The following is a 21,725-nucleotide window of genomic DNA, read 5'->3' as shown; positions in this document are numbered from 1 at the left end:
GCCGTTCGTAACGCTCGTCCAGATCAAAGAAACCAGGCTGTCCCCGCATCATCCGCTCCCGCCAAATCAAACAAGCAGGATGGAATCACGAATATCGCAAAAGCGGTAGGTTTTTCGAGGTGTCCAGATAGGCGGCGAGCGTCGGCTGATCAGAAAACCAGCGCCACTGCCCGACATATCCAAGCAAACGCAAAGCCTGCTCGATCTCGTTACCCTGCGTGTGTCTGATCGGCGGGGTGTAGGAGAAGTCGAGCCAGCCTGCGCCGTAACGCACCTGGCGGATGGCATCGGCAGCCTGAGACACGGTCACGCCGGTGAGGGAGGCGATGACGACGGTCCCGGGATAGAGGCGAGACCTGGTATCCTTGATGGCGTCGCTGAGGTAACGGAGCTTGATTGCTTCGAGGGTGGGCGCAAGTTTGGTAGGTGTCTGCACGGTACTGTCCTTCGGGTCCAGAGTGGATTTTGAAGGAATGCGCTTGCCACTGTGGATCCCTCAGGCGTCCGCTCGCCCTCGATCCGATCATCTTATGCCTGCTTAAAGCGCACCACACGGAATAAGGTGCTGCAGGCTGCGTCGATATCTATCTTCATCGGTACTGCCGGTCGTTTCCCGATACCGCGGCAGAGCACATTTGAGCTTTTACCACCTCTGCCTCACATCGGAATGAGGAGTGGCGCCGGGAGTTGGCCTTGCGTCGTCCGTCCCAGGATGTCGTTTCAAAAAAAAGTTTACTCCCAACTTCCCTCGCGCAAGCAGGTCTGTTGGTGCGCATTCCAGCTTTGGCGATTGCCACTGCTAACTGTTCCTATGAAACAAAAGAGATGAGCCGGTCAATCTTGCACTCAGGATTCTTTCCGCTCAGACTGAACAAGAGATGAGCTGATTCATTTGAATTTTAATACACAAATGCTCAGGCAACGTCTATGCCGGCCCACGCTGTCGAACCGATCCCGCTCAAGCCATCATAGAACGATGGCGCTGTAATAACTCTGGAAATCCGATTCAGAATCGAACGGCGTTTTATGAAGTAACGGGGGGAAACGTGTCAGAACTTGCAAACGCCGTCAGGCGTTGACCGGCACCTATTGATGGAAAGGTGAGATCGACGCAGAGCAGGCTGATGCCGCCTCAAGGGTCCCGATCGGGATCCTCGGGATGGAGAAGGTGGACCTTGCGACGAAACGGCCAGTCGCCTGTGCGATACTTGGCGACGAGTTCCTCGAAGACGATGTCGGACTCCCGCTCGTCAAATCCCTGCTCTACAAGCATCCTGACCACCCGGTCCTGAAAATCCTCCAGCACCTCTTTCGCGTCCCTGGCCGCCATGCTGGAAATCGTCATGAAGAGCGCCGTGCGGGCAATATCGTCCCGGTTCGGACGCCTTGCCTTGCGATCGGCGTCACGCAGCTTCTGCTGGCGTTCGCGCTGCTCGCGATTGCGGACCTCTTCTGACTTTCTGGCCATGATGCCACTCCCATACGCCTTGCGGCCTCCTTGCCAGACGGGCGCCTTACCGGCAACGCCGCTTGTGCCGGAATCAGTAATCTTGGCTCGTGAATCGGAAATCCGCAGTTCGGAATCGCGGATGCGCAACTTGAGATGACCTGCGGGCACGTCGAGCTGGATCGAGACGACGTGCGTAGACGAAACGGCGTTTGCGGAATCATGGCTTCACAGCTCTGAATCGGAAATCCAGAGACCGGAATCAAAAATGCGCAATCTGTCTCGATGTGCGGGCACGTTGAGATGACATACCCGCGCATTGAGACGGTGCCTGCCAGATTGTCTTCCTTGCCGGATCCTGTTCATCAGCGCTTCGTATCGTGCTTTCCGCTCCAGGCGGCGGTTCCTGCCGCGCCTCGCTACCGGGCGTGTCTGTGGGAGGGACTGAAGAGAGTGATTGCGGTCTGAATCCGGGAGGAGTGGTTGGAAAGCAACGCTAAAGTAAAAGATATTTTTGCGATATCGAAATATGGTTAATTTGGGCGTTTGGGGAAATGATAACTGTATTTATAAAAGTAAATAATTACGCAATACTCATGCGCTGATCAGTGACCGATTTGACAATTATTGGTGATGCGATGACTATATGTGTGTTCGCTGTTTTTGGCGAACGTATATTGTCAGTAACCAGTGAGGTTTACCGTGAGTTCATCCAAGTTTGTTCTGCCTGCCGCCTTCGTCCATCACTATGAAAAGCTTGGGATCGCAGATCCGGCTCTTCGTGACCAGCTCGAAATCGCTGCCGGGAATATCTCTGATCTCGGCCGCCGCACGACCGAGCAGAGCTAGCTACTCGGGGAGTATCTTGTTGCCGCTTCTGGACTGCTCCCCGACGGCCTCTTTGACAAGTGGGTCAAGAGGCGGTGCAGCTTGGCCGCCCGCACTGCGAGGGCCTATATGTCCGTCGCGCGTAATCTCGGCGATTACCGGGATGATCTGGTCGACCTGTCGGCCAGCCCGACGGTCATGTTCCATCTGGCGCACGCGCCGCACGACAAGATCCGCGAGGTGATCGCCCATGGCGAGGAGCATGGCCGTCTCCGCGTGCTCGATGTGAAAACCGTCCTGGGAGGTGGCGAGGAGGGTAAGGTGAAGACTGCCCGCGGTGACCTCCATGGAGCAGGGGGTGTGACCGGCCTGAAGGCGCTGATCGCGGTCAAGACCCGTGATGGCCTGAAGATGTTCGTGGTGCATATCGAGGTCATTGTGCAGGCCATCAGGTCGGCGCTTGAGCAGAAGCGGGTGATCAAGGAGGCGCTGGCAAGGGAGGTTGAAGATCTCGCTCGTGTCGCGCGCATGGAACTGGAGAGCCTGGCGCAGTTCGTGGAACCGGACAGCGACCTGCGTCGCCATCCGCGCTCGACCCAGTTCCCGAGGAAGACCGAGTGGGCGGTGGTGAACGAAACGCTGCAGAAGCTTGGGCTCTTCGACACCTGGCCGAAATCCAAGGAATTGCCCGGTTGGCTTCGCGATGAGGTCTTGCCGGTCCTTGAATGGTCGATCTCGAAGGAGCGCAAGCCGAAATGGCCGCTCGCGCGGTCGGTAGAGAAGATGGTCGTCGCTGACGATGAGATCGAGCAGACCTCTGAAGCAGCAGAAGAACGGGCCACGGATCAGGCCGAAACCTCGGTCGAGACCGGTCTGGATCGCCTCACGGAGCGGTTCGGCGAAACGCTTGAGCGGGCGACAGGCGGGCTGATGGTCGTCAGTCGCGAAACATCCAAGGTCCGCAAGCAGGTCGTGGCGGCTCCGCCGCTGGCAGCGGACGATCTGAACGAAACGCTCCAGGATGAAGTTGCATCCGCACCGGCGGTGACCGCATAAAGCGTCCGACATGCTGGGAGGCCGATCGGTCGGCCTTCCAGCCAAACCTTCAAGGGCTGCTTGTCGGCCCTTTGCTTTGCCCGGCTTCGGCCTCGATATTTTTTGGCCGCGGGCGGACGTTCGAACGTCCGCGGATAGCCACACGGAAGCGACCGTGAGCCCGTCGTTAACCTTGTACCGGCTTCGTTCTCTTTTTCCAGTCCGGGACCTTGAGCCCGGTGTCGGGTCCTGCCAGGGTAAGTGCGTTCCGGATGGCCGGAACAAGCGGCCCCTGCCGATGCTGGTAACATCGACAAGGGCCTGACCGTCAACCTTGGTTAGAAGGAATCGGGCTATGAGCACGAATACCGTTTCTGTTCCCTATGGGGAAGTTCTCCGTTCCATGATCAACGCGGCTGATGCCGCTGCGGCTTGCGGGTCCCGCCCGCGCCCGTTCGGCCTTGGCCGCAATGCGGCTCCGACGGCGGTTCGCGAACCCGCGGTGCTGCGCCATCACCCGCATCTGGTGCGCTTCGCCGATGTCGAGGCCGATCTTGATTTGCTGATCGACCGCGCCATCAACGCCATCATGGACGGCGAACCGACCGACGACGAGATCCTCGGTCACTACGTTCATATCGCCTCGCTGGTGCGGGCCGTCTCGTTCCGCGAAGGCAAGCTGTTGGAGCAGGCGGTCGAACGGCTGGCGAAAGCCAATCCGAACATCCTCGTCCTGACCCAGTCGTTGAAGCTCCCGCTGGTCAAGGCCGCAATGGAAGCAGTGGCCGGAAACGACTGGTCGAGCCTCGATGGCGTGAAGCTCGATTGCGAGGCGCCGGCCAAGGGCAGCTACACGCCGGACCTGATCATCGTGAACCGCGCCCGGCACACGGCCTACATCCTCGACTTGAAAAGGTCGTTGGCATCCTATGGCGACACGAGCCGTCTTGAGGAACTGAAGCTCAAGATGATGGCCTCGGCCATGGTCCTGCCGGACTGGCTCTACAAGAACCAGAAGCGGCTGATGGTGGATGCGGTCGAAGTCGCGATCGTCGACGGCGCGAGCCGTCCGAGTGACCACGCTACCGGCATCTGGGCGCTCTCCGAACTCGACGACCTCTTGGAGATCGATGGTGTAGCCGACTGCATGGCCGAACTTCGTCTGCGCTTCAGCATCCGCGTGCAGCAGCTTCTCGAAACCGAGGCGCGCAAGGCGCTTGGCCTGGACAGGGCGCCCGTCAGGGATCCGGCAGCGATGTCCTCGGCTGTGACCGCGGCGCTGCATCCGCGGATCAGCCTCAATGGACCGAGCCGGAGTTACGAAGAAGATCTGGCTGCCCGGTCTTGCGACGATGACGATCTGCGCGATCGCCTCGATGATGACGGCTTCAAGGACGTCGATGAAGCTCAGGATGATGAACCGGTCCCCATGTTTGTTCGGGTGGGCTTTGCCCGGCGCCCTCGGCACTGAGCGGGCACGTCACCCGACTGCCGTTGATGCCTGCTACCTGATGGCCTGACCGCCGCGCCCTGACGTCTGTCGTCAGGCGCCTGATGTCGACCGCCATGTGTGACCATCAGGCCTCGAGGCCGCGGCTTTCCCATTCCATCTCTCATTGACGCTGGACCCGAGCGTGGTTCGGCGAAGGAGTTTCCATGTCTTCCGACATCACCCCGGATGTGCCGCCGCGCATCCGCTGCGAGGCGATCAAATCGCCCTCGACGTCACTGAACCCTACCTGCCATCATTCGCATGGCACCGTCCTCCACTATCCCGGACCCGCTCGCCGTGATCCGCCCGCTGACGATCCGGCCTTCTTGATCGGACTGGCGCTTGGTCATGTCAGGCAGGGCGATGGTCTGACCGGCACCGTGCCGGACACGGTCATCAGCCGGCTGCAGGCGCAGGCCGAGCGTGGCAATCCCGCCTGCCGCCTGCTGCTCGACTGGCTCGCGCACCGCAACCGCGATCTGATTGCTTCGTCTCGACCTGATCCGAACCAGCCGCATCGGACCCAGCATTGCCTGGGGCGTCGCCTGATCCAGGAGCGCCGACAGGCGGGGCCGGGGAGCTTGAAGAAACACACATCAAAGAAGGCGGGATCATCCGGTCCCAAAACGGCAATTATTGCCGCGATGACGGAGGACCGGATCGATGAATAAACTCGCCCGTCTTCTGCTGCGCCGTCTCGACCGTGTCGCCCGCCGGGACGCCCAGCGCAACGCCCATGCCAATGGGCTTCTCGCCATGAAGATCGTCGAAGTCGATGGTCATGTTCTTCGTCGCTACAGTCCCGCATTCGATACCGATCGAATGGGCGGCGATCGGGATCGGGACCTCGCCTGGATCCGCCGCACCTTCGCGGCCTATCTGTTGCCGCCGCCCCAGCAGTCCGACATTGTGGTGACTGAGACTAAGGCGTCGCCAGAGTTCCTGCCGTCGCTCTACCGGCCAGGTCAAGCCACAGCCGATGATCATGCCGCAGCAGTCGATCACAGACGCCGTGCCTATGCCGTCGGTCTTGTTGGCCGGGCGGGCAGGGCTCCGCTGGTCAGCAATGTCGTTGCAGCCCTGGTGCTGGCCCGCGCGATCGAGAACACGCGCATGCCGCTTGCCAGGATCATCCAGACGATTGCCATGGCGGCGCCCGTGATCTGCCTGCACGCACCCGTTCCCGGCTTCGAACGGGCCATGCGGCGGCTGATCGAATTGCCGGGCTTTCTCCCCGGGGCTGTCCCGAACGGCATCGACGGTGACTATGTCTATGACGATGGCAGCTTCGCGGTCGCCGAAGGCACGGGGCGTCCCTACATCCAGTTCATCGGCGGGTCGGTCCATCGCCTGACGGGCGCCACGCTTCAGCGGCGGCTGGTCAATGCGCTGACGCGAGATTATCCGGTTGTAGCGATCTCGGAAACGGCGCAGCACATCCCATCCGAGATCAGCATTGCCGCCGATGTCGCTCTGGTGGGCGGCTGGTTGGACTACCCCTTTGTCAGCATGATGTTCGAAGCCATCTATGGTGACGCCGGTCTGGCGGCGCTCACCCGCTGGACCAATGCTTATGACGCGCATTACCTGACGATCGATGACGTGGTGCTGGCGTTCAGGCCGGGTCGCGGCGCGTCCGAGGTGATCGACGTGCTGGCTTCACTGACCGAGCGCAATCGTATTGCCGCTCGGGATGGCGATGATGAGGACGACGAACCAGTATCCAAGGCCACCGGCAAATCCTCGAAGTCGAAACAGGATAGGACATCATCGGAGAAATCCTCCTCCGGAAAAGACAGTGGCGGCGGATGGAAACGCGATAAGCCCTCGGGCGCCGAGGTCATCCAGCCGGAGCCATGGGGGCCGGGGGAAGACGACCACCCGTCGCTCGTGGTCGAGACCTTGTCCGGATACGGCAAGGCCAAAACCTGGGCGCTGGATCTCAAGGCCGATCTCGCCGATCACCGGGCAGGGGCTCTCGCCTGGTCTGATATGAGCACCAAGCTTCTGCTCTATGGTCCGCCCGGAACCGGCAAGACGACGTTTGCGCGGGCGCTGTGCAACAGTCTGCAGGTGCCGCTGGTCGCCACATCGGTCTCGACCTGGCTGCAGGGTGGCCATCTCAACGATGTCATCAGCAAGATGGTCAAGACATTTGCCGAGGCCCGCGCGATCGCGCCGTCCATTCTGTTCATCGACGAGATCGATGGCATCGGCAAGCGGCAGCCGGCAGAGCGGGAATATGCCGACTATTGGAATACGGTGGTCAACAAGGCGCTGGAGTTGCTCGATGGTGCCGTGAAATCCGAAGGGCTGATCATCGTGGGGGCCACCAATCGGCCGGACCAGATCGATGAAGCGATCAAACGCTCCGGGCGGTTGGAGACGCATATCGAAATCCCCATGCCCGACATCGCAACGCTTGCGGTCATCTTCATGCATCATCTCGGTGACGATCTGGCGGTGCTGGTTGGCGATGCTGGAAAACTGAACGGCGAAGCTCACGACGAGGGGGAGGCGGACACCGCGGGAACGCATGTGGAAGGCCCACCGACACCAGAAAATGATGCTGACACAGACAGCGATGAGCACGGTTCAGGTGACACCCGGAAAGGAAGGACGACATGACAACGACATCGACGAATATCGAACCGGGCACCCCTGAGGCGGCCGCGTCGGTGTTAAAGCGGCTGGCAACCCGGGCGATGGGCCTGACCGGCGCCGACATCGAGCGGATCGTTCGCCAGGCGCGTCTGAAAGCCCGACGGGAAAAGCGGCCGATCCGCTATGAAGATCTCGAGGAAGGCATCCGCATGGACCGGCCCCAGGTGCCTTACGATCTGCGCTGGCGCTTCGCGATCCACGAAGCCGGACATGCGGTCGTCCATCATGCGCTGCGGCTCGGGCCGATCCACGGCCTGAACATCGATACATCCGGAGGCGGTGGCTATAGCCAGCTCGGCTTCACCGCGTCCGGCAGCGATACGCTCGGCTATCGCGAAGATATGCTGGCCATGCTGATGGCCGGACGGGCAGCCGAACAGATTGTGGTCGGTGCGGTGTCCTCGGGCTCCGGCGGCACCGAGGACAGCGACCTCGCGCGGGCCACAAAGATGGCGCTCGCCATGGAGCGCAGCCTGGGCTTCGGTGTTATCCAGCCGCTGCTCTACCGTGACGACAAGGATCCGACCGCCGTGCTCGACAGCAATCCGGATCTCGCCGCACGCATCCATGCACGACTGGAAAAGGCGCTCGCGCGGGCAGTCGACGTTCTGGGCGAGAACAGGGACAAGCTCAATGCCCTCATCAAGGCCCTGTTCGATGCTCAGGCGCTGGATGGAGCGCGTGTGAGTGAGATTTTAAGGGATGGTTGATCTGTGAGGCAACGAACTGTTTCCCCTCGAGGGGGCTTTCTCAAGCGCGCCTCTATGCACGCACCCACCATCATGCCTAAAATGTCGTGAAAACCCGACGCCGCGTCGCCGCCCCTTGGCTTTGGCGCTCTTGAGACCCGGCCTCGCGTCGCTGCGCGGGCGGAAGTGAGCCACGGCGTCATCTGGTGGAAATGGGGAGGGTATGCCTGGTCACGTCGAAAAAAGGTTGAGCCGGTGCGATAGTCAGTTGGTGTGGATGGTGCTGCTCTATCTGCCCGTGCCCCTGCCGTACGGCTCGCGCCCGCTATCCAGTGACGAGATGAGATTAGCGAGCAGGGCCATGGGGGCGCCAAGCTCAAGGACTCAAGAAATTCAGCGCGGCACTTATCGACTGCCCTCAGGGTTGCATTGACGCTGCGAACACTATTCATATTGTACATTCAATGTGATTGTGGGGGAACGGCATCCGGATGGACAAGCGCTCTTTGACGGAACGCGATATCTGCACGAAGTTCATCTTGCCAGCCGTCAAGCAGGCCGGTTGGGATATGATGTTGCAGGTCCGGGAAGAGGTCTTCTTCACCAAGGGCCGCATCACCGTCCGTGGCAAGCTCGTCGCCCGCGGCAATGCCAAGAAGGCGGACGTCGTCCTCTACTACAAGCCCAACATCCCGATCGCGCTCATCGAGGCGAAGGACAACACTCATGCGGTCGGTGATGGACTGCAACAAGGATTGGACTATGCAGAGACGTTGGCGGTCCCCTTCGTTTTTGCCTCGAACGGCGACGGCTTCGTATTCCACGATCGGACCGGCCTGCGGGAGGTGAAAGAGGAAAACCTCCGCCTTGACCAGTTCCCGTCTCCGGATGACCTTTGGCGGCTCTACAGCCGATGGAAGGGCTTGGACAGCTCTGCCGAAGAGCTTGTGCTCCAGGACTATTATGATGACGGCAGCGGCAAAGCTCCGCGTTATTATCAGGTGAACGCCGTCAACGCTGCCATCGAGGCCATCGCCAAGGGGCAGGATCGTGTCCTGCTCGTCATGGCGACTGGTACGGGCAAGACCTACACCGCCTTCCAGATCATCTGGCGGCTGTGGAAGGCCAAGCGCAAAGAGCGCATCCTGTTCCTCGCAGATCGCAACGTGCTGATCGACCAGACCATGGTCAACGACTTCCGCCCCTTTGGTGGCGCAATGGCCAAGCTCTCTACCAAGTCGAAGACGATCGAGCACCCCGATGGAACTGAAGAGTCTGTGCCGCTGGCGCTGGATCGCAAACGCCGCATCGACACCTCGTTCGAAATCTATCTTGGGCTCTATCAAGCCATCACCGGCCCCGAGGAACGACAGAAACTCTTCCGCGAGTTCTCGCCGGATTTCTTCGACCTGATTGTCATCGACGAGTGCCACCGCGGCAGCGCTGCTGAGGATTCCGCTTGGCGGGAAATCCTTGAATACTTCTCCGCTGCAAGCCAGATCGGTTTGACGGCGACGCCGAAGGAAACGGAGTATGTTTCCAACACCGCCTATTTCGGCGAACCGGTCTTCACCTACTCCCTGAAGCAAGGCATCAGCGACGGTTTCCTTGCACCCTACAAGGTGATCAAGGTCCATATCGACCGTGATGTCGAAGGCTATCGGCCGGAAAAGGGCCAGTTGGATCGCGACGGCGAGGAGGTCGAGGACCGCATCTACAACGCCAAGGATTTCGACCGCACCCTGGTCCTGGATGACCGCACCAAGCTGGTGTCCGCCAAGGTGACCGAGTTCCTGAAGGAGAGCGGCGACCGCTACCAGAAGACCATCGTCTTCTGCGTTGACGAGGAGCATGCGGCCCGCATGCGCCAGGCGCTGATCAACGACAACAAGGACCTCTGTGACGAAAGCCCCCGTTATGTTATGCGCATCACCGGAAGCGATACGCTCGGCCAGGCGCAGATCGGCAACTTCATTGATCCCGAATCGCGCTACCCGGTGATCGTCACCACATCGCGGCTGCTGTCCACCGGCGTCGATGCGCAGACCTGCCGCCTCATCGTGCTGGATCGTCCCGTCGGCTCGATGACCGAGTTCAAGCAGATCGTCGGCCGCGGCACGCGCGTGCATGAGGATACCCAGAAATTCTATTTCACCCTCATGGATTTCCGCGGCGCAACGAACCATTTCGCCGATCCTGCTTTCGATGGTGATCCGGTGCAGATTTATGTGGCGGGTGAGGACGATCCCATCACACCACCAGATGCGGAGCCGCCCGCCTTCGAAGACAACGAGCAGGACCAATATACGGCGGAGCCGCCGACCACCGGTGGCGAGGAGGTGACCTTTCCGCCCGGCGGCGGCGAACGCCAGAAGAAAGTCTATGTCGATGGCATCAGCGCAAAGGTCATCGCTGAGCGTGTCGAATACCTCGATGCCAATGGCAAGCTTGTCACCGAAAGCCTGCGCGATTTCACCAAGGCAGCGCTGCTTCGCCATTTCGCTAGCCTCGATGATTTCCTGAAGCGCTGGAAATCGGAGGAGCGAAAGGATGCGTTGGTGAAGGAACTGGCGGCCGAGGGCCTGCCGTTGGATGTAATCGCAAAAGAGCTCGGCATTGACCTCGATCCCTTCGATCTCGTTTGCCATATCGCCTTTGATCGCAAGCCGCTGACACGGCAGGAGCGGGCCGACAACGTGAAGAAGCGCGACGTCTTCGCCCGATATGAAGGCAAGGCGCGGGCCGTGCTGGATGTGCTCTTGTCCAAATATGCCGATGAGGGCGTCTTGAATCTCGACGATACCAATGTGCTGCGGATACCACCCGCCAATACGCTCGGCATGCCCGTGGAGCTACTTCGCGCCTTCGGTGGCAAGGCAGCCTTCGAGCATGCGGTTCACCAAGTGCAGAACGCGCTTTATGAAGAGGTAGGTTAGCGTTGTCTGTTGAATGGGAAGATATTGAGAAAGTGGCCTCTCAAATGTTCAACATTTGGGCATCCGGAGGCGATTTCGTTTTCGCCAAGGAGTGTTGGGTACACTTGGCTGAGGCCGGTCTGACCGACGATGACACTGCCGTTACCCGTACTGAGACTCTTCTGCGTCTCGTTGTCCTTCGCCAGATCATTGCCGATTTCAGCGCAGCGAAATGGGGCGAGAATGCGGAAACGGAAATTACCTATCTGGTGGAAGGCTTGGCCATTGACAGCCTGTGTCTAGGCCTGCTCGCAGCTCCGCATCTGGAACACAGCGGAGCGCTTTTTGAAGACGAGTATGAGTTACGGGAAGCCGCGCTGGCTGCCGTGGCCGACGCCCTTAAAGCTGAAACATTCGATTGCATTCGGACGGCGTACGGGGGGCAGACTGCTCTGTATCGGCGGCTTTCTGCCATGGCCGGGGGTGGGGATGTAGATTACAACGACCAGGAATACGACTTCGAAGCCAATGGAAATGATCTGAATGGTTTCGAATTTAGCGAGCATGGCAGAAGGTAAGTGAATGTCAGTCCGTAACACCGTCAAATCCATCCAGGATATCATGCGCCAGGATGCCGGCGTCGATGGCGATGCCCAGCGCATTAGCCAGCTTTGCTGGATGTTTTTCCTGAAGATCATGGATGATCAGGACCAGGAACTGGAGCTGACCCACGACAATTACGTCTCGCCCATCCCGGAGAAATTCCAGTGGCGCAACTGGGCGGCAGACCCGGAAGGCATCACCGGCGAGGCGCTTCTGAACTTCGTCAACAACGAGCTCTTCCCCGCTTTGAAGGCTCTCCCGGCCTCGGCTCAAGCCGGAGACCGCCGCCGCGTGGTGCGCGATCTCTTCGAGGATGCCTATAACTACATGAAATCTGGCCAGTTGATCCGTCAGGTGGTCAACAAGATCAGCGATGTCGATTTCAACAGCCTGACGGAACGCCAGCATTTTGGCGAAATCTACGAACAGATTTTGAACGATCTGCAATCGGCCGGCAATGCGGGCGAATATTACACCCCGCGCGCGCTGACCGCCTTCATGGTGGAACGTATCGATCCAAAACCCGGCGAAACGCTGTTCGACCCCGCCTGCGGTACCGGCGGATTTTTGACCTGCGCCATCCGCCACATGGAGAAGAACCATGTGCGCACGCCGGAGAGCCGCGAGAAGATGCAGGCCGGTTTGCGGGCCGTGGAAAAGAAGCCGCTGCCGCATATGCTCTGCGTCACCAACATGCTGCTGCATGGCATCGAGGACCCGAGCTTCGTACGCCACGACAACACGCTCGCCCGCCCGCTGATATCGTGGGGTAAGGATGAGCGCGTCGATATCGTGCTCACCAACCCGCCCTTCGGTGGGCGCGAGGAAGACGGCATCGAAAACAACTTTCCCACCTTCCGCACCAAGGAAACCGCAGACCTGTTTCTGGCGCTGATCGTGCGCCTGCTGAAGGATGGCGGCCGCGCCGCCGTAGTCCTGCCGGATGGCTCATTGTTCGGCGAGGGAATCAAGACACGGCTGAAAGAACATCTGCTGGAGGAGTGCAATCTCCACACCATCGTGCGCCTGCCCAATTCCGTCTTCAAGCCCTATGCCTCGATCGGCACCAACCTGCTGTTTTTCGAGAAGGGCACGCCGACCAAGGACATCTGGTATTGGGAACACCGGGTGCCGGAGGGCCAGAAGGCCTATTCCATGACCAAGCCAATTCGGCAGGAGCATCTGCAGGATTGCGTCGACTGGTGGGGAGGCAAGGAGCGCAAGGGCCGCGAGGAAGGTCCGCAGGCCTGGCGCGTAAGCCTGGAAGAGGTGAAGGCGCGGGGCTACAATCTGGATTTCAAAAACCCGCACACGGTGGCCGATGACCATGGCGACCCGGAGACCCTGCTGGAAGAGCTGACGGCTGCCGAAACCAGTGCTGCCCGCCTGCGCGACCAGCTGAAGAGCATTCTGGCCGAGGCACTGGCCCGATGAACGCCGAACGTCTGTTGCAGCATTACGAACAGATCGCCGATGCCCCGGATGCGATTGCCCGGCTACGACGATTCATTCTCGATCTGGCGGTGCGAGGCAAGCTCGTGCCGCAGGATTCTACAGATGAGCCGGCGTCGCAGCTTTTGAAACAGATTGCGACAGAAAGGGCGCGACTGGAGAAGGCTGGAGCTATCCGTAAGGCCGCAGCCGATCTTGTCCAAGACGAGGAAGCGCCATTTCATGTTCCTCAAACTTGGGTATGGACGCGACTCGGGGCGATAGCTGATTGGGGGGCTGGCTCCACGCCTCCGCGCGGAAACTCGGACTTTTATGGCGGTGATATCCCGTGGCTCAAGTCCGGGGAGCTCAACGATAACCGGAAGCTAGCTGGTTCTGAGGAGACGGTTACGCAACTTGCTCTCGAAAAGTGTTCTTTTCGCATCAACATGCCGGGGGATGTCCTTCTTGCAATGTATGGCGCAACGATTGGAAAGGTAGCGATCCTCGCCGAACAAGCCGTGACAAATCAGGCTGTGTGTGGGTGCACTCCATTGTCTGGCGTCTTTAACCAGTTTCTATTCGTCTTCCTGCTCTCACGACGCGAGCAGTTTCACTCAGCCAGTGAGGGAGGCGCGCAGCCAAACATCTCGAAGATCAAAATTGTTTGGACGCCTTTCCCTCTTCCACCCCTCACCGAACAACACCGCATCGTCGCCAAGGTCGATGAACTCATGGCGTTGTGCGACGAGCTGGAAACGGCGCGAACGGAGCGGGAGACAAAGCGGGACCGGCTGGCGGCGGCAAGCCTTGCCCGCCTCAACACCCCCGACCCGGAAACCTTCCGCGACGACGCCCGCTTCGCGCTCGATGCCCTGCCGGCACTCACCGACCGGCCGGACCAGATCAAGCAACTGCGCCAGACCATCCTCAACCTCGCCGTCCGCGGCAAGCTCGTGCCGCAGGACCCGGCGGATGAGCCAGCGGTGGAGTTGTTGGCTAGGGTGGCGCATGAGATCGCTGTATACGGCAAGCAGAACCGGGTACCTAAGGCACAAGTCGATCCCATTTTGGATGACGACGTACCCTTCTCGGTTCCCAACAATTGGCAGTGGGTGAGGCTCGCTGAGCTGTTCAATGTCATTACAGATGGCGATCATCAGCCGCCGCCAAAAGCGGAAAAGGGAGTGGCATTCCTGACGATCGGCAATGTGACAACCGGGCGGCTCGATTTCACTGGCTGCCGATTGGTCCCAGAGGAGTACTTCAACGGTCTTGCGCCTTATCGGACGCCGACTAAGGGAGATATTCTTTACACCGTTGTCGGCGCAACGTTTGGTCGGCCCGCGCTCGTCGAGAGTGATAGAGCATTCTGTGTTCAGCGACACATAGCAATCTTGAAGCCCGCCAAATTTTTGAATCTCAAGTTTCTCGTCTCCTTGCTGGCGTCACCGCTTGTATACGATCAGGCTGCGCGGAGCACGACTGGTACTGCCCAGCCAACGATCGCACTTCGACCACTTCGAAACTTCCTGGTTCCCCTGCCACCGCTCGCCGAGCAACACCGCATTGTTGCAAAGGTCGATGAACTCATGGCGCTTTGCGGTCAGTTGGAAACCAGCCTGACCAGTGCCGACGAGACGCGGAAAAAACTGCTCGACGCTCTGCTGGCCGAGGCGTTGGCTCCGGTGGAGGTTGACGCGCTGCAGGAGGCCGCAGAATGACGTTCCGGGTGCTCGATGCGCTGCCTGTTCTGGTCTCGCGGCTCGGCGAAACTATCAACAAGGTTCCGAGTGGCAACAGGTCCGGCCTTGAGAACATGAAGGTCATGGGGTTCAAGACATCCGCTGGCAAGCTTCTCGCGCTGGATGTCTACCCGGGAAACATGAAGCGGGTGAAGCTCTGGATCGAGCCGCCGCTGTCGGTCGCTATTCCCGGAGTCGTAGCCGTTGCCCCGAAACTGTGCGCCGATCTTAATCGCAAGGACTTGGCGGCCCTGTCCGCCGGAAAGGCACTCTACCTTGAGATCAGCAACAGGGCTGCCCTCGATGATTTGCTGGACTGGTATGCGTGAGAGAGCAGAGTGCATGGTGCCAATCCGCGCGGTAGGATGACGATGCCCCAGTTCGCCCGTCACATCGGCATTGACTATTCCGGCGCGGAAACCCCGACGTCCAGCCTCAAAGGGCTGCGCGTCTACATGGCATTAGGGGGAGAGCCACCGGTCGAGGTTCTGCCACCTCCCTCGAACAAGAAGTATTGGACGAGGCGCGGGCTCGCCGAGTGGCTCGTCGCCACGCTCAGGGAAGACGTTCCTACCGTCGTCGGGATCGATCACGCCTTCTCATTCCCTCTGCGCTACTTCGAGGCGCATGGTCTTCTGCCGGATTGGCCGAGGTTTCTCGAGGATTTCCAGCGCCATTGGCCGACCGATGACGATCACGCCTATGTCGACTTTGTTCGCTACGGCGCGCTCGGCAATGGTGCGGCCCGCAGCGGCAATGCCAGATGGCGACGACTGACCGAGGAGCGCGCACGTGGAGCCAAGTCTGTTTTCCATTTTGACGTCCAGGGGGCGGTCGCCAAGTCCACCCATTCCGGCATCCCCTGGCTTCTGTTTATCCGCAAACAGCTCGGCGAGCAGGTTCACTTCTGGCCCTTCGATGGCTGGGCCATTCCCGCCGCCCGCTCGGCCATTGTCGAAGTTTATCCCGCGCTCTGGTCCCGCGAATTTGCGGTAGGCGACCGAACCGGTGATCAGCACGATGCCTATTCCATCGCAGCCAAGCTTTCGCAGGTAGACCAAGATGGAACGCTTGATCAGATGCTGCAGCCAGAGCTTTCGAAACAAGAAAGGGTGGTTGCCGGTGTCGAAGGTTGGATTTTGGGCGTGTTAGGGCAGCGGGTCTAATCAGCAGAAAAATTGCTTCAGCTTGAGAACTGGGTGGAACTCCATGGCAATTCCCGATTACCAATCCCTCATGCTTCCCGTCCTTCGGCTCGCTGCGGATGGCGAGACCCGTGTGCCGGATGCAGCGGAAAAGCTGGCCGACCAGCTTGGCTTGTCGGTGGCCGAGCGGGAGGAAATGCTGCCGAGCGGACGTCAGCGCATTTTCCACAACCGCATCCACTGGGCAAAGTTCTACATGACCAAGGCCGGCCTGATCGACAGTCCGGCGCGCGGCCGCTTCGTGGCAAGTCAGGCTGGCAGGGCGCTGCTCGCCACCCATCCCGCCAGCATCAATGTTGATACGCTGAAAACCTATCCGGCCTTTGCCGAATTCTACGCCTCCAGTACATCGGGCGCCGGTAGCACGGATGCTGCGTCAACCGGCGCCGGTGAAACCATCGATGCAACAACCTCCGCTACGCCGGAGGAACAGATCGATGCCGCGCAGGCCGTGCTGCATCAGGCCCTGAAGGCGGACCTTCTGCAACGTATTCTGGCGCAAAGCCCGGCCTTCTTTGAGCGCGCCATCGTCGATCTTCTCGTCGGCATGGGCTATGGCGGCAGCCATGAAAATGCCGCTCGTCGGTTGGGCAAATCCGGCGATGGCGGCATTGATGGCGTGATCGACGAGGACCGCCTTGGCCTCGACCGCATTTATGTGCAGGCCAAGCGCTACGCCTCTCATGTCAGCGTCGGCCGGCCGGAGGTGCAGGGCTTCCTCGGCAGCCTCGTCGGTGTCGGTGCCGCCAAGGGCGTCTTCGTCACCACATCCAGCTTCTCCGCCCCGGCCACCGACTTCGTCCGTCACCTGCCGCAGCGCATAGTGCTGATTGATGGTGACCGGCTGGCTGACCTTATGATCGAGCATGGGGTGGGCGTTCGCATTGCCCGCACCGTGGAGGTGAAGCGGCTGGACGAGGATTTCTTCGTCGAGGACTGATGGCCGTACGTCGCGTGGATGCGGAAATCATTTCCGCATCCACGTCTGTTGTCGGTCAGTTCGCGGCGTGGTGTTAGCTTGCTGCCAGTTTCGATCTGCGCTCGAGCAAGGCGGTTACGGCTTTTCCAACGAACAGCGGAACGGGCGCTTGAAGAGCCGCAGCCAGCTTCTGTAATCCGTCAACATCTATTTCTGGACGCTTATCGTCGTCATGGAGTTCGTCAATCCAGATCGAGGAAATTCCGGCTGCCTTCGCCAATTCCTCTTCCGTTGTGTTGTTGGCGGAGATCGCCTTCTGAAGGGCGATTTCAAAAGTCAGGCTGTCAGCGGAAAAAAGGCTTGAAACCAGTTCGCCAATATTCCCCTGCACCCCAGGTTGACGTCTCGTCGGCACGAAGTTCCGGCGACCGGATAGCCATGCAATTGCGTCGGCATGGGGAACCTGGTTCTTCTCACCCTTCTGACTCGAGATCGTCTTGATGCCCTCTGCGCTGAGCGAGGTTCTTACGGCCGCTTCACCCATGTTGGCGAGGAGCGCTAGTTGCGGGACCGTGAGGTTGTCGCCATTGTCCAGATTGCACCGGGCGAAAAAAGTCTCCAGGACCTGCCGCAGCTTTTGCGGGTTCAGCTCGTTGAGCGGCGTGGGCTCGCCGTTGAAGTCTGTCTGCGGAAAGCCTGTGAGAACGGCAGCCACCTCGTGCATGCGCTCATCGACTGTGAACGTATCGTCGAAGATGTCGCCGCACTGGTACGCATGGTCATAGGCGTCCATCACGACGGTATAAAGAAAATGCTCCTCGATCGGGATAGACGCAAGTTGCGGATGCCCATCGCCCTCGTAGTCATAGCCATCCAATTCGACGCCAAGATAATGTGAGGCCACGTTCAAGGCTTCCTTGCGATGGCCCCAGACGGCGATGTGAGAAGCCATTCCGAGTGCTGCCAGTCTGACTTCCCGGATAATCTCGTCTCGGCTGAAGGGCGCACGGTCCTCACGCGTCTGCTTTTGCTTGGCCATGTCAGCGTCCTTTCAAGGTGGAAATCTGATTGCGCAGGGTCTTATAGGCTGCAAGCAGCGGTGCCGGTCTCGTTTGTCGTGATGCCTGGTCGGCATCCTTCTTGCCGAGGAAAACGGCGATCCGCTCGCCATTGGCCCCGCTCGGATGCGGAAGTCCAGCGAGAATGCGTGACTTCTCAAGCAATCCCCTGGAGGCCAGATGCTGGAGGGCCATCTCTGCCTTTGGGCCAAGCGGCAGCCATAACGCCTGCGGCAGCAGCGCGGCTTCTTCCGCGAGATGCTTGTCGATCATCTGACGCAGTATGGGCGTCTTCAGCATGTCCGGGTTGCCGTTGTAGTTCTTGCCGTTGACGAAAACGGGGTAGCGCAGGGCCGACGTGAATTGCACCTGTTCTGCGCCTGGTGCGAAGAGGTCCGCCGTCGTCTTCAGATCAAAGAGGCCATGCACTCCAATCGAATCCAACATGGCCACGAGATTGCTCCGCAGCGTGCCGCTAAAGCTGGCGGTCAGCTTGGCGCGACGCAATGCCTCTTCAAGATCAACGCCATTGGCAAAATGCTGCCGCGCGGCGGCAAGTGCCACAGTGGCCTCTGACAGTCCGGGAGTGATGCCGACGATCACTAGCTTTGCGTTGGTCGCGACGTGATCAAAAGGGGCATAGGCGACACGAATGCGGCCATCCTGAGCGAGTGTCAGATCGCTGCTTGCAAGTGGGTCGATAGAGCCAGACCGAGAGAGTTTGGCCATGAATTCAGTTGCGATGGAAAGGTCTTGAGCCAAGGTGGCTTACTCCTGCTGGTGTGAAAATCAGTGGTGGGTGGGGCGGACGCTGCCGCGAGCGACGGTGACGATTTTCTCTTCGTCGCCGATGATCAGATAGACGCCGAGGTATCTGCACAGCATCTTCCAGATGCTTTCCGGATAGTTCCCACGCGCCAATTCGATTGCCTCGCGGTCGAGCGTGTAGGCGGTGAGCGACCCCCGCACGACACGATCGGAGCCGAAAGTATAGGTTGCGGCAATGACGTAGCTGGGTATGGACCGTTGGCGCTGGCGCGCTTCTGCGTGACGAGTGAGAAACATGTCGATCTCCAAAATTGATAGTAACCGGTGTTCTGCTCCCACATTGTCTGCCGTCGCCTGATCTGAGATCGGCTGTCCATGGATGAAGAACGGGAGTTTCTCCATGGAGACTACACTGGAGGTTCTCACAACGCGTCGCGGGCGGCGTGAGCCGCACCGCCATTGGCCTGACGAGGTCAAGGCACGCATCGTTTCGGAAAGCTTGCGGCCTGGCGTGACGGTCAATGAGGTTGCCAAGCGCCACGGTCTGAAGGCGAACCATCTATCGTCCTGGAGAACCATGGCGCGTCAGGGCAAGCTGGTTCTGCCTGCGCCGGAGGATGCTGTCGAATTCGCCGCCATGGTTGTCGAAAGGCCCGTGCCGGAACCTCAGCCGGTCAGAACGTTATCCCGTGCCGAGATCGTCGTGGGTCCGGTGATGATCCGTCTTGAGCAAGGTGCGTCTGCTGCCAGGATCGCCGCCATCGTCCGTGCTTTGGCGGCGGCGACATGATCTTTCCGTCGAACCGGGTCAGGATCATGATAGCGACCAAGCCAGTCGATTTCCGCAAGGGTCATGACGGGTTGGCGGCTTTGGTGAAGAACGAGCTGCACAAGGACCCGTTCACCGGAACGGTCTTCGTGTTCCGGTCACGCAAGGCTGACCGGTTGAAGCTGATCTACTGGGATGGCTCCGGAATCGTTATGGCCTACAAACGGCTGGAAGAGCACACATTCACTTGGCCCGGCATCAAAGATGGATTGATGACGTTGACCCACGCCCAGTTCGAAGCCTTGTTTGCGGGACTTGATTGGCGGCGGGTTCATGCCGTCCAGACGAGGACGCCAGAGGCCATCGAATAGCTGCGGCACGATGACTCAGCACCGCAAACTCAAGAGGCAAATCAGCTCAGGATTTGGTAGTTTCCGGCCATGCTTGATGCCGCCGACCTTCCCGATGATGTTGCGGCCCTCAAGGCGATGCTGATTGCGGCACAGGCACGCGAGGCGGCCAAGGACGTCGCGATAGCCAGCAAAGATGAGCACATCGCCCGCAAGGATGAGCGGATCGAGCGGCTTGAGAAGCTGGTCGCAGCCTTCAAACAGGCAGCCTTCGGGCGCAAATCCGAGAAGACCGATCCCGACCAATTCGATCTTGCACTGGAAGACCTGGAAACGGCTATGGCCGTGATCCATGCCGAGGATGAGGCGGACACCCCGGCGGCAAACAGGCTTGCCAAGCCACGTGCGATCAATCGCGGCTCCCTTCCAAAGCATCTCCCGCGCATTGAGGAGGTGATCGAGCCGGACAGCCTCATCTGCGGCTGCGGCGGTTGTCTGCATTGCATTGGCGACGATGTTTCCGAGCGGCTGGACGTAGTCCCGGCACAGTTCCGCGTGATCGTCACCCGTCGTCCCAAATATGCGTGCCGCGCCTGCACAGACGGAGTCGTTCAAGCTCCGGCACCAGCACGGCTGATCCAGGCTGGGTTGCCTACGGAAGCGACCGTCGCCCATGTGCTGGTCTCCAAATATGCCGATCATCTTCCCCTTTATCGGCAGGCCCAGATCATGAGCCGCCAGGGCATCGAGCTCGACCGTTCCACGCTGGCTGACTGGGTCGGTCGAGCAGCGTATGAACTGCGGCCCGTCTTCGACGCACTGATTGCCGACCTGAAGCGCTCGACCAAGCTGTTCATGGACGAGACCCGTGCTCCGGTCCTCGATCCGGGTTCGCGCAAGACCAAGACCGGATATTTCTGGGCGCTGGCGCGGGATGACCGCCCATGGGGCGGACAAGAGGCGCGGAGGGCTGAAGACCCGACAGGGATGACAAGACCCGCTCCGCCAGGTGTGGCTTTCACCTATGCGCCTGGTCGCGGTGGCGTTCATGCCGAACGGATATTGCAGGGGTTCGAAGGCGTCCTGCAGGTGGATGGCTATGCCGGATACAACAGGCTGATCGCGCCAGACCGCGTCGGGCCGGACATTCAGCTTGCCTATTGCTGGGCCCATGCCCGGCGCAAGCTGGTGGAGATCACCCGCAATGGCTCAGCGCCAATTGCCGAGGATGGCGTGAAGCGGATTGGCGAACTCTATCGGATCGAGGCCGAGCTGCGTGGCCTCGATCCCCAGACCCGGCTGGCTGGAAGGCGCGAACGCTCTGCGCCGCTGATCGCCGACCTGCAGACCTGGCTTGTCCATCATCGCGCTCGTGTCGCGGCAAAGTCGCCACTCGGCGAGGCCTTGGCCTACATCGCCAAATACTGGGATGGTTTGAAGCTCTTCCTGACCGACGGGCGCATCGAGATCGACAACAATACGGTCGAGCGGACCATCCGACCGATTGCTCTCAATCGCAAGAACGCACTCTTTGCGGGTCATGATGCCGGAGCCGAGAACTGGGCAACCATTGCCTCGCTCATCGAGACGTGCAAGCTGAATTCGGTTGATCCGCTTGCCTATCTGACCGCTACGCTCACCGCCATCGTCAACGGCCACAAGCAGAGCCGGATCGACGAGTGGACACCTCGAAAAACCTACCGCTTTTGCGATATTCGTGATTCCATCCTGCTTGTTTGATTTGGCGGGAGCGGATGATGCGGGGACAGCCTGGTTTCTTTGATCTGGACGAGCGTTACGAACGGCT

The 21,725-nt window shown here is 59.9% G+C and carries 20 protein-coding genes; 15 read left to right on the top strand and 5 right to left on the bottom strand.

What is annotated here, in order from left to right:
* Positions 1 to 85: 85 nt before the first annotated feature.
* Positions 86 to 436 carry a hypothetical protein gene (locus KLP42_RS25810; RefSeq protein ID WP_215571047.1) on the bottom strand — a complete coding sequence of 117 codons (351 nt, stop codon included), beginning with the start codon at positions 434 to 436 and terminating at the stop codon, positions 86 to 88.
* A gap of 696 nt (positions 437 to 1,132) precedes the next feature.
* A complete protein-coding gene (locus KLP42_RS25805) occupies positions 1,133 to 1,597 on the bottom strand; it encodes a hypothetical protein (protein ID WP_252193277.1) in 465 nt (154 codons plus the stop codon).
* A gap of 807 nt (positions 1,598 to 2,404) precedes the next feature.
* Between KLP42_RS25805 and KLP42_RS25800 the strand changes: the two genes are divergently transcribed.
* The 12 genes from KLP42_RS25800 to KLP42_RS25745 all read left to right on the top strand — a co-directional run bounded on the left by KLP42_RS25800 (position 2,405) and on the right by KLP42_RS25745 (position 16,994).
* Positions 2,405 to 3,331 (top strand): hypothetical protein, encoded by a 927-nt coding sequence (locus KLP42_RS25800; RefSeq protein WP_215571046.1) that lies wholly within the window; start codon positions 2,405 to 2,407, stop codon positions 3,329 to 3,331.
* 481 nt (positions 3,332 to 3,812) lie between these two features.
* Positions 3,813 to 4,781, top strand: a complete 969-nt coding sequence (locus KLP42_RS25795; protein ID WP_353844939.1) for a hypothetical protein — start codon at positions 3,813 to 3,815, stop codon at positions 4,779 to 4,781.
* A gap of 185 nt (positions 4,782 to 4,966) precedes the next feature.
* Positions 4,967 to 5,473, top strand: a complete 507-nt coding sequence (locus KLP42_RS25790; RefSeq protein ID WP_215571044.1) for a hypothetical protein — start codon at positions 4,967 to 4,969, stop codon at positions 5,471 to 5,473.
* Complete coding sequence (locus tag KLP42_RS25785) at positions 5,466 to 7,430, top strand: ATP-binding protein (RefSeq protein ID WP_215571043.1); 1,965 nt, start codon at positions 5,466 to 5,468, stop codon at positions 7,428 to 7,430. The genes KLP42_RS25790 and KLP42_RS25785 overlap by 8 nt, the downstream gene beginning before the upstream one ends.
* Complete coding sequence (locus tag KLP42_RS25780; protein ID WP_215571042.1) at positions 7,427 to 8,176, top strand: FtsH/Yme1/Tma family ATP-dependent metallopeptidase; 750 nt, start codon at positions 7,427 to 7,429, stop codon at positions 8,174 to 8,176. Before KLP42_RS25785 ends, KLP42_RS25780 begins: the two co-directional genes overlap by 4 nt.
* A gap of 470 nt (positions 8,177 to 8,646) precedes the next feature.
* The gene (gene hsdR / locus KLP42_RS25775) at positions 8,647 to 11,091 is read left to right on the top strand and encodes an EcoAI/FtnUII family type I restriction enzme subunit R (protein ID WP_215571041.1); all 2,445 of its coding nucleotides are present in this window, start codon (positions 8,647 to 8,649) and stop codon (positions 11,089 to 11,091) included.
* Positions 11,092 to 11,093: 2 nt separating this feature from the next.
* Positions 11,094 to 11,648: a hypothetical protein gene (locus KLP42_RS25770; protein ID WP_215571040.1), complete on the top strand. Its 555-nt coding sequence runs from the start codon at positions 11,094 to 11,096 to the stop codon at positions 11,646 to 11,648.
* A gap of 4 nt (positions 11,649 to 11,652) precedes the next feature.
* Positions 11,653 to 13,107: a type I restriction-modification system subunit M gene (locus tag KLP42_RS25765; RefSeq protein WP_215571039.1), complete on the top strand. Its 1,455-nt coding sequence runs from the start codon at positions 11,653 to 11,655 to the stop codon at positions 13,105 to 13,107.
* Positions 13,104 to 14,828 carry a restriction endonuclease subunit S gene (locus tag KLP42_RS25760; protein ID WP_215571038.1) on the top strand — a complete coding sequence of 575 codons (1,725 nt, stop codon included), beginning with the start codon at positions 13,104 to 13,106 and terminating at the stop codon, positions 14,826 to 14,828. Before KLP42_RS25765 ends, KLP42_RS25760 begins: the two co-directional genes overlap by 4 nt.
* Positions 14,825 to 15,178 carry a hypothetical protein gene (locus KLP42_RS25755; protein ID WP_215571036.1) on the top strand — a complete coding sequence of 118 codons (354 nt, stop codon included), beginning with the start codon at positions 14,825 to 14,827 and terminating at the stop codon, positions 15,176 to 15,178. The genes KLP42_RS25760 and KLP42_RS25755 overlap by 4 nt, the downstream gene beginning before the upstream one ends.
* A gap of 42 nt (positions 15,179 to 15,220) precedes the next feature.
* Complete coding sequence (locus KLP42_RS25750) at positions 15,221 to 16,015, top strand: hypothetical protein (protein WP_215571034.1); 795 nt, start codon at positions 15,221 to 15,223, stop codon at positions 16,013 to 16,015.
* 43 nt (positions 16,016 to 16,058) lie between these two features.
* The gene (locus KLP42_RS25745) at positions 16,059 to 16,994 is read left to right on the top strand and encodes a restriction endonuclease (RefSeq protein WP_215571033.1); all 936 of its coding nucleotides are present in this window, start codon (positions 16,059 to 16,061) and stop codon (positions 16,992 to 16,994) included.
* Between the two features lie 73 nt (positions 16,995 to 17,067).
* Here KLP42_RS25745 and KLP42_RS25740 read toward each other — a convergent pair whose 3' ends face one another.
* Genes KLP42_RS25740 through KLP42_RS25730 form a run of 3 tightly spaced genes read right to left on the bottom strand, consistent with a single transcriptional unit; the run spans position 17,068 to position 19,201 of the window.
* Positions 17,068 to 18,012 (bottom strand): hypothetical protein, encoded by a 945-nt coding sequence (locus tag KLP42_RS25740; protein WP_215571031.1) that lies wholly within the window; start codon positions 18,010 to 18,012, stop codon positions 17,068 to 17,070.
* A 1-nt stretch (position 18,013) separates the two neighbouring features.
* Positions 18,014 to 18,793 (bottom strand): uracil-DNA glycosylase family protein, encoded by a 780-nt coding sequence (locus tag KLP42_RS25735; RefSeq protein WP_215571029.1) that lies wholly within the window; start codon positions 18,791 to 18,793, stop codon positions 18,014 to 18,016.
* A gap of 27 nt (positions 18,794 to 18,820) precedes the next feature.
* The gene (locus KLP42_RS25730) at positions 18,821 to 19,201 is read right to left on the bottom strand and encodes a hypothetical protein (RefSeq protein WP_215571027.1); all 381 of its coding nucleotides are present in this window, start codon (positions 19,199 to 19,201) and stop codon (positions 18,821 to 18,823) included.
* Here KLP42_RS25730 and tnpA point away from each other — a divergent pair.
* The 3 genes from tnpA (at position 19,200) to tnpC (ending at position 21,658) form a co-directional block, all read left to right on the top strand.
* Positions 19,200 to 19,589: an IS66-like element accessory protein TnpA gene (gene tnpA, locus KLP42_RS25725; RefSeq protein WP_215571025.1), complete on the top strand. Its 390-nt coding sequence runs from the start codon at positions 19,200 to 19,202 to the stop codon at positions 19,587 to 19,589. The two genes, KLP42_RS25730 and tnpA, sit on opposite strands and share 2 nt — an antisense overlap.
* A complete protein-coding gene (gene tnpB, locus KLP42_RS25720) occupies positions 19,586 to 19,939 on the top strand; it encodes an IS66 family insertion sequence element accessory protein TnpB (protein ID WP_215571023.1) in 354 nt (117 codons plus the stop codon). Before tnpA ends, tnpB begins: the two co-directional genes overlap by 4 nt.
* Before the next feature lie 69 nt (positions 19,940 to 20,008).
* Positions 20,009 to 21,658: an IS66 family transposase gene (gene tnpC / locus KLP42_RS25715; protein WP_215571021.1), complete on the top strand. Its 1,650-nt coding sequence runs from the start codon at positions 20,009 to 20,011 to the stop codon at positions 21,656 to 21,658.
* The last annotated feature ends 67 nt before the right edge of the window (positions 21,659 to 21,725 follow it).

The sequence above is a fragment of the Rhizobium sp. CSW-27 genome, from assembly GCF_018760785.1.
Taxonomy (GTDB): domain Bacteria; phylum Pseudomonadota; class Alphaproteobacteria; order Rhizobiales; family Rhizobiaceae; genus Neorhizobium.
This window is presented reverse-complemented; position numbering and strand designations above follow the sequence as displayed.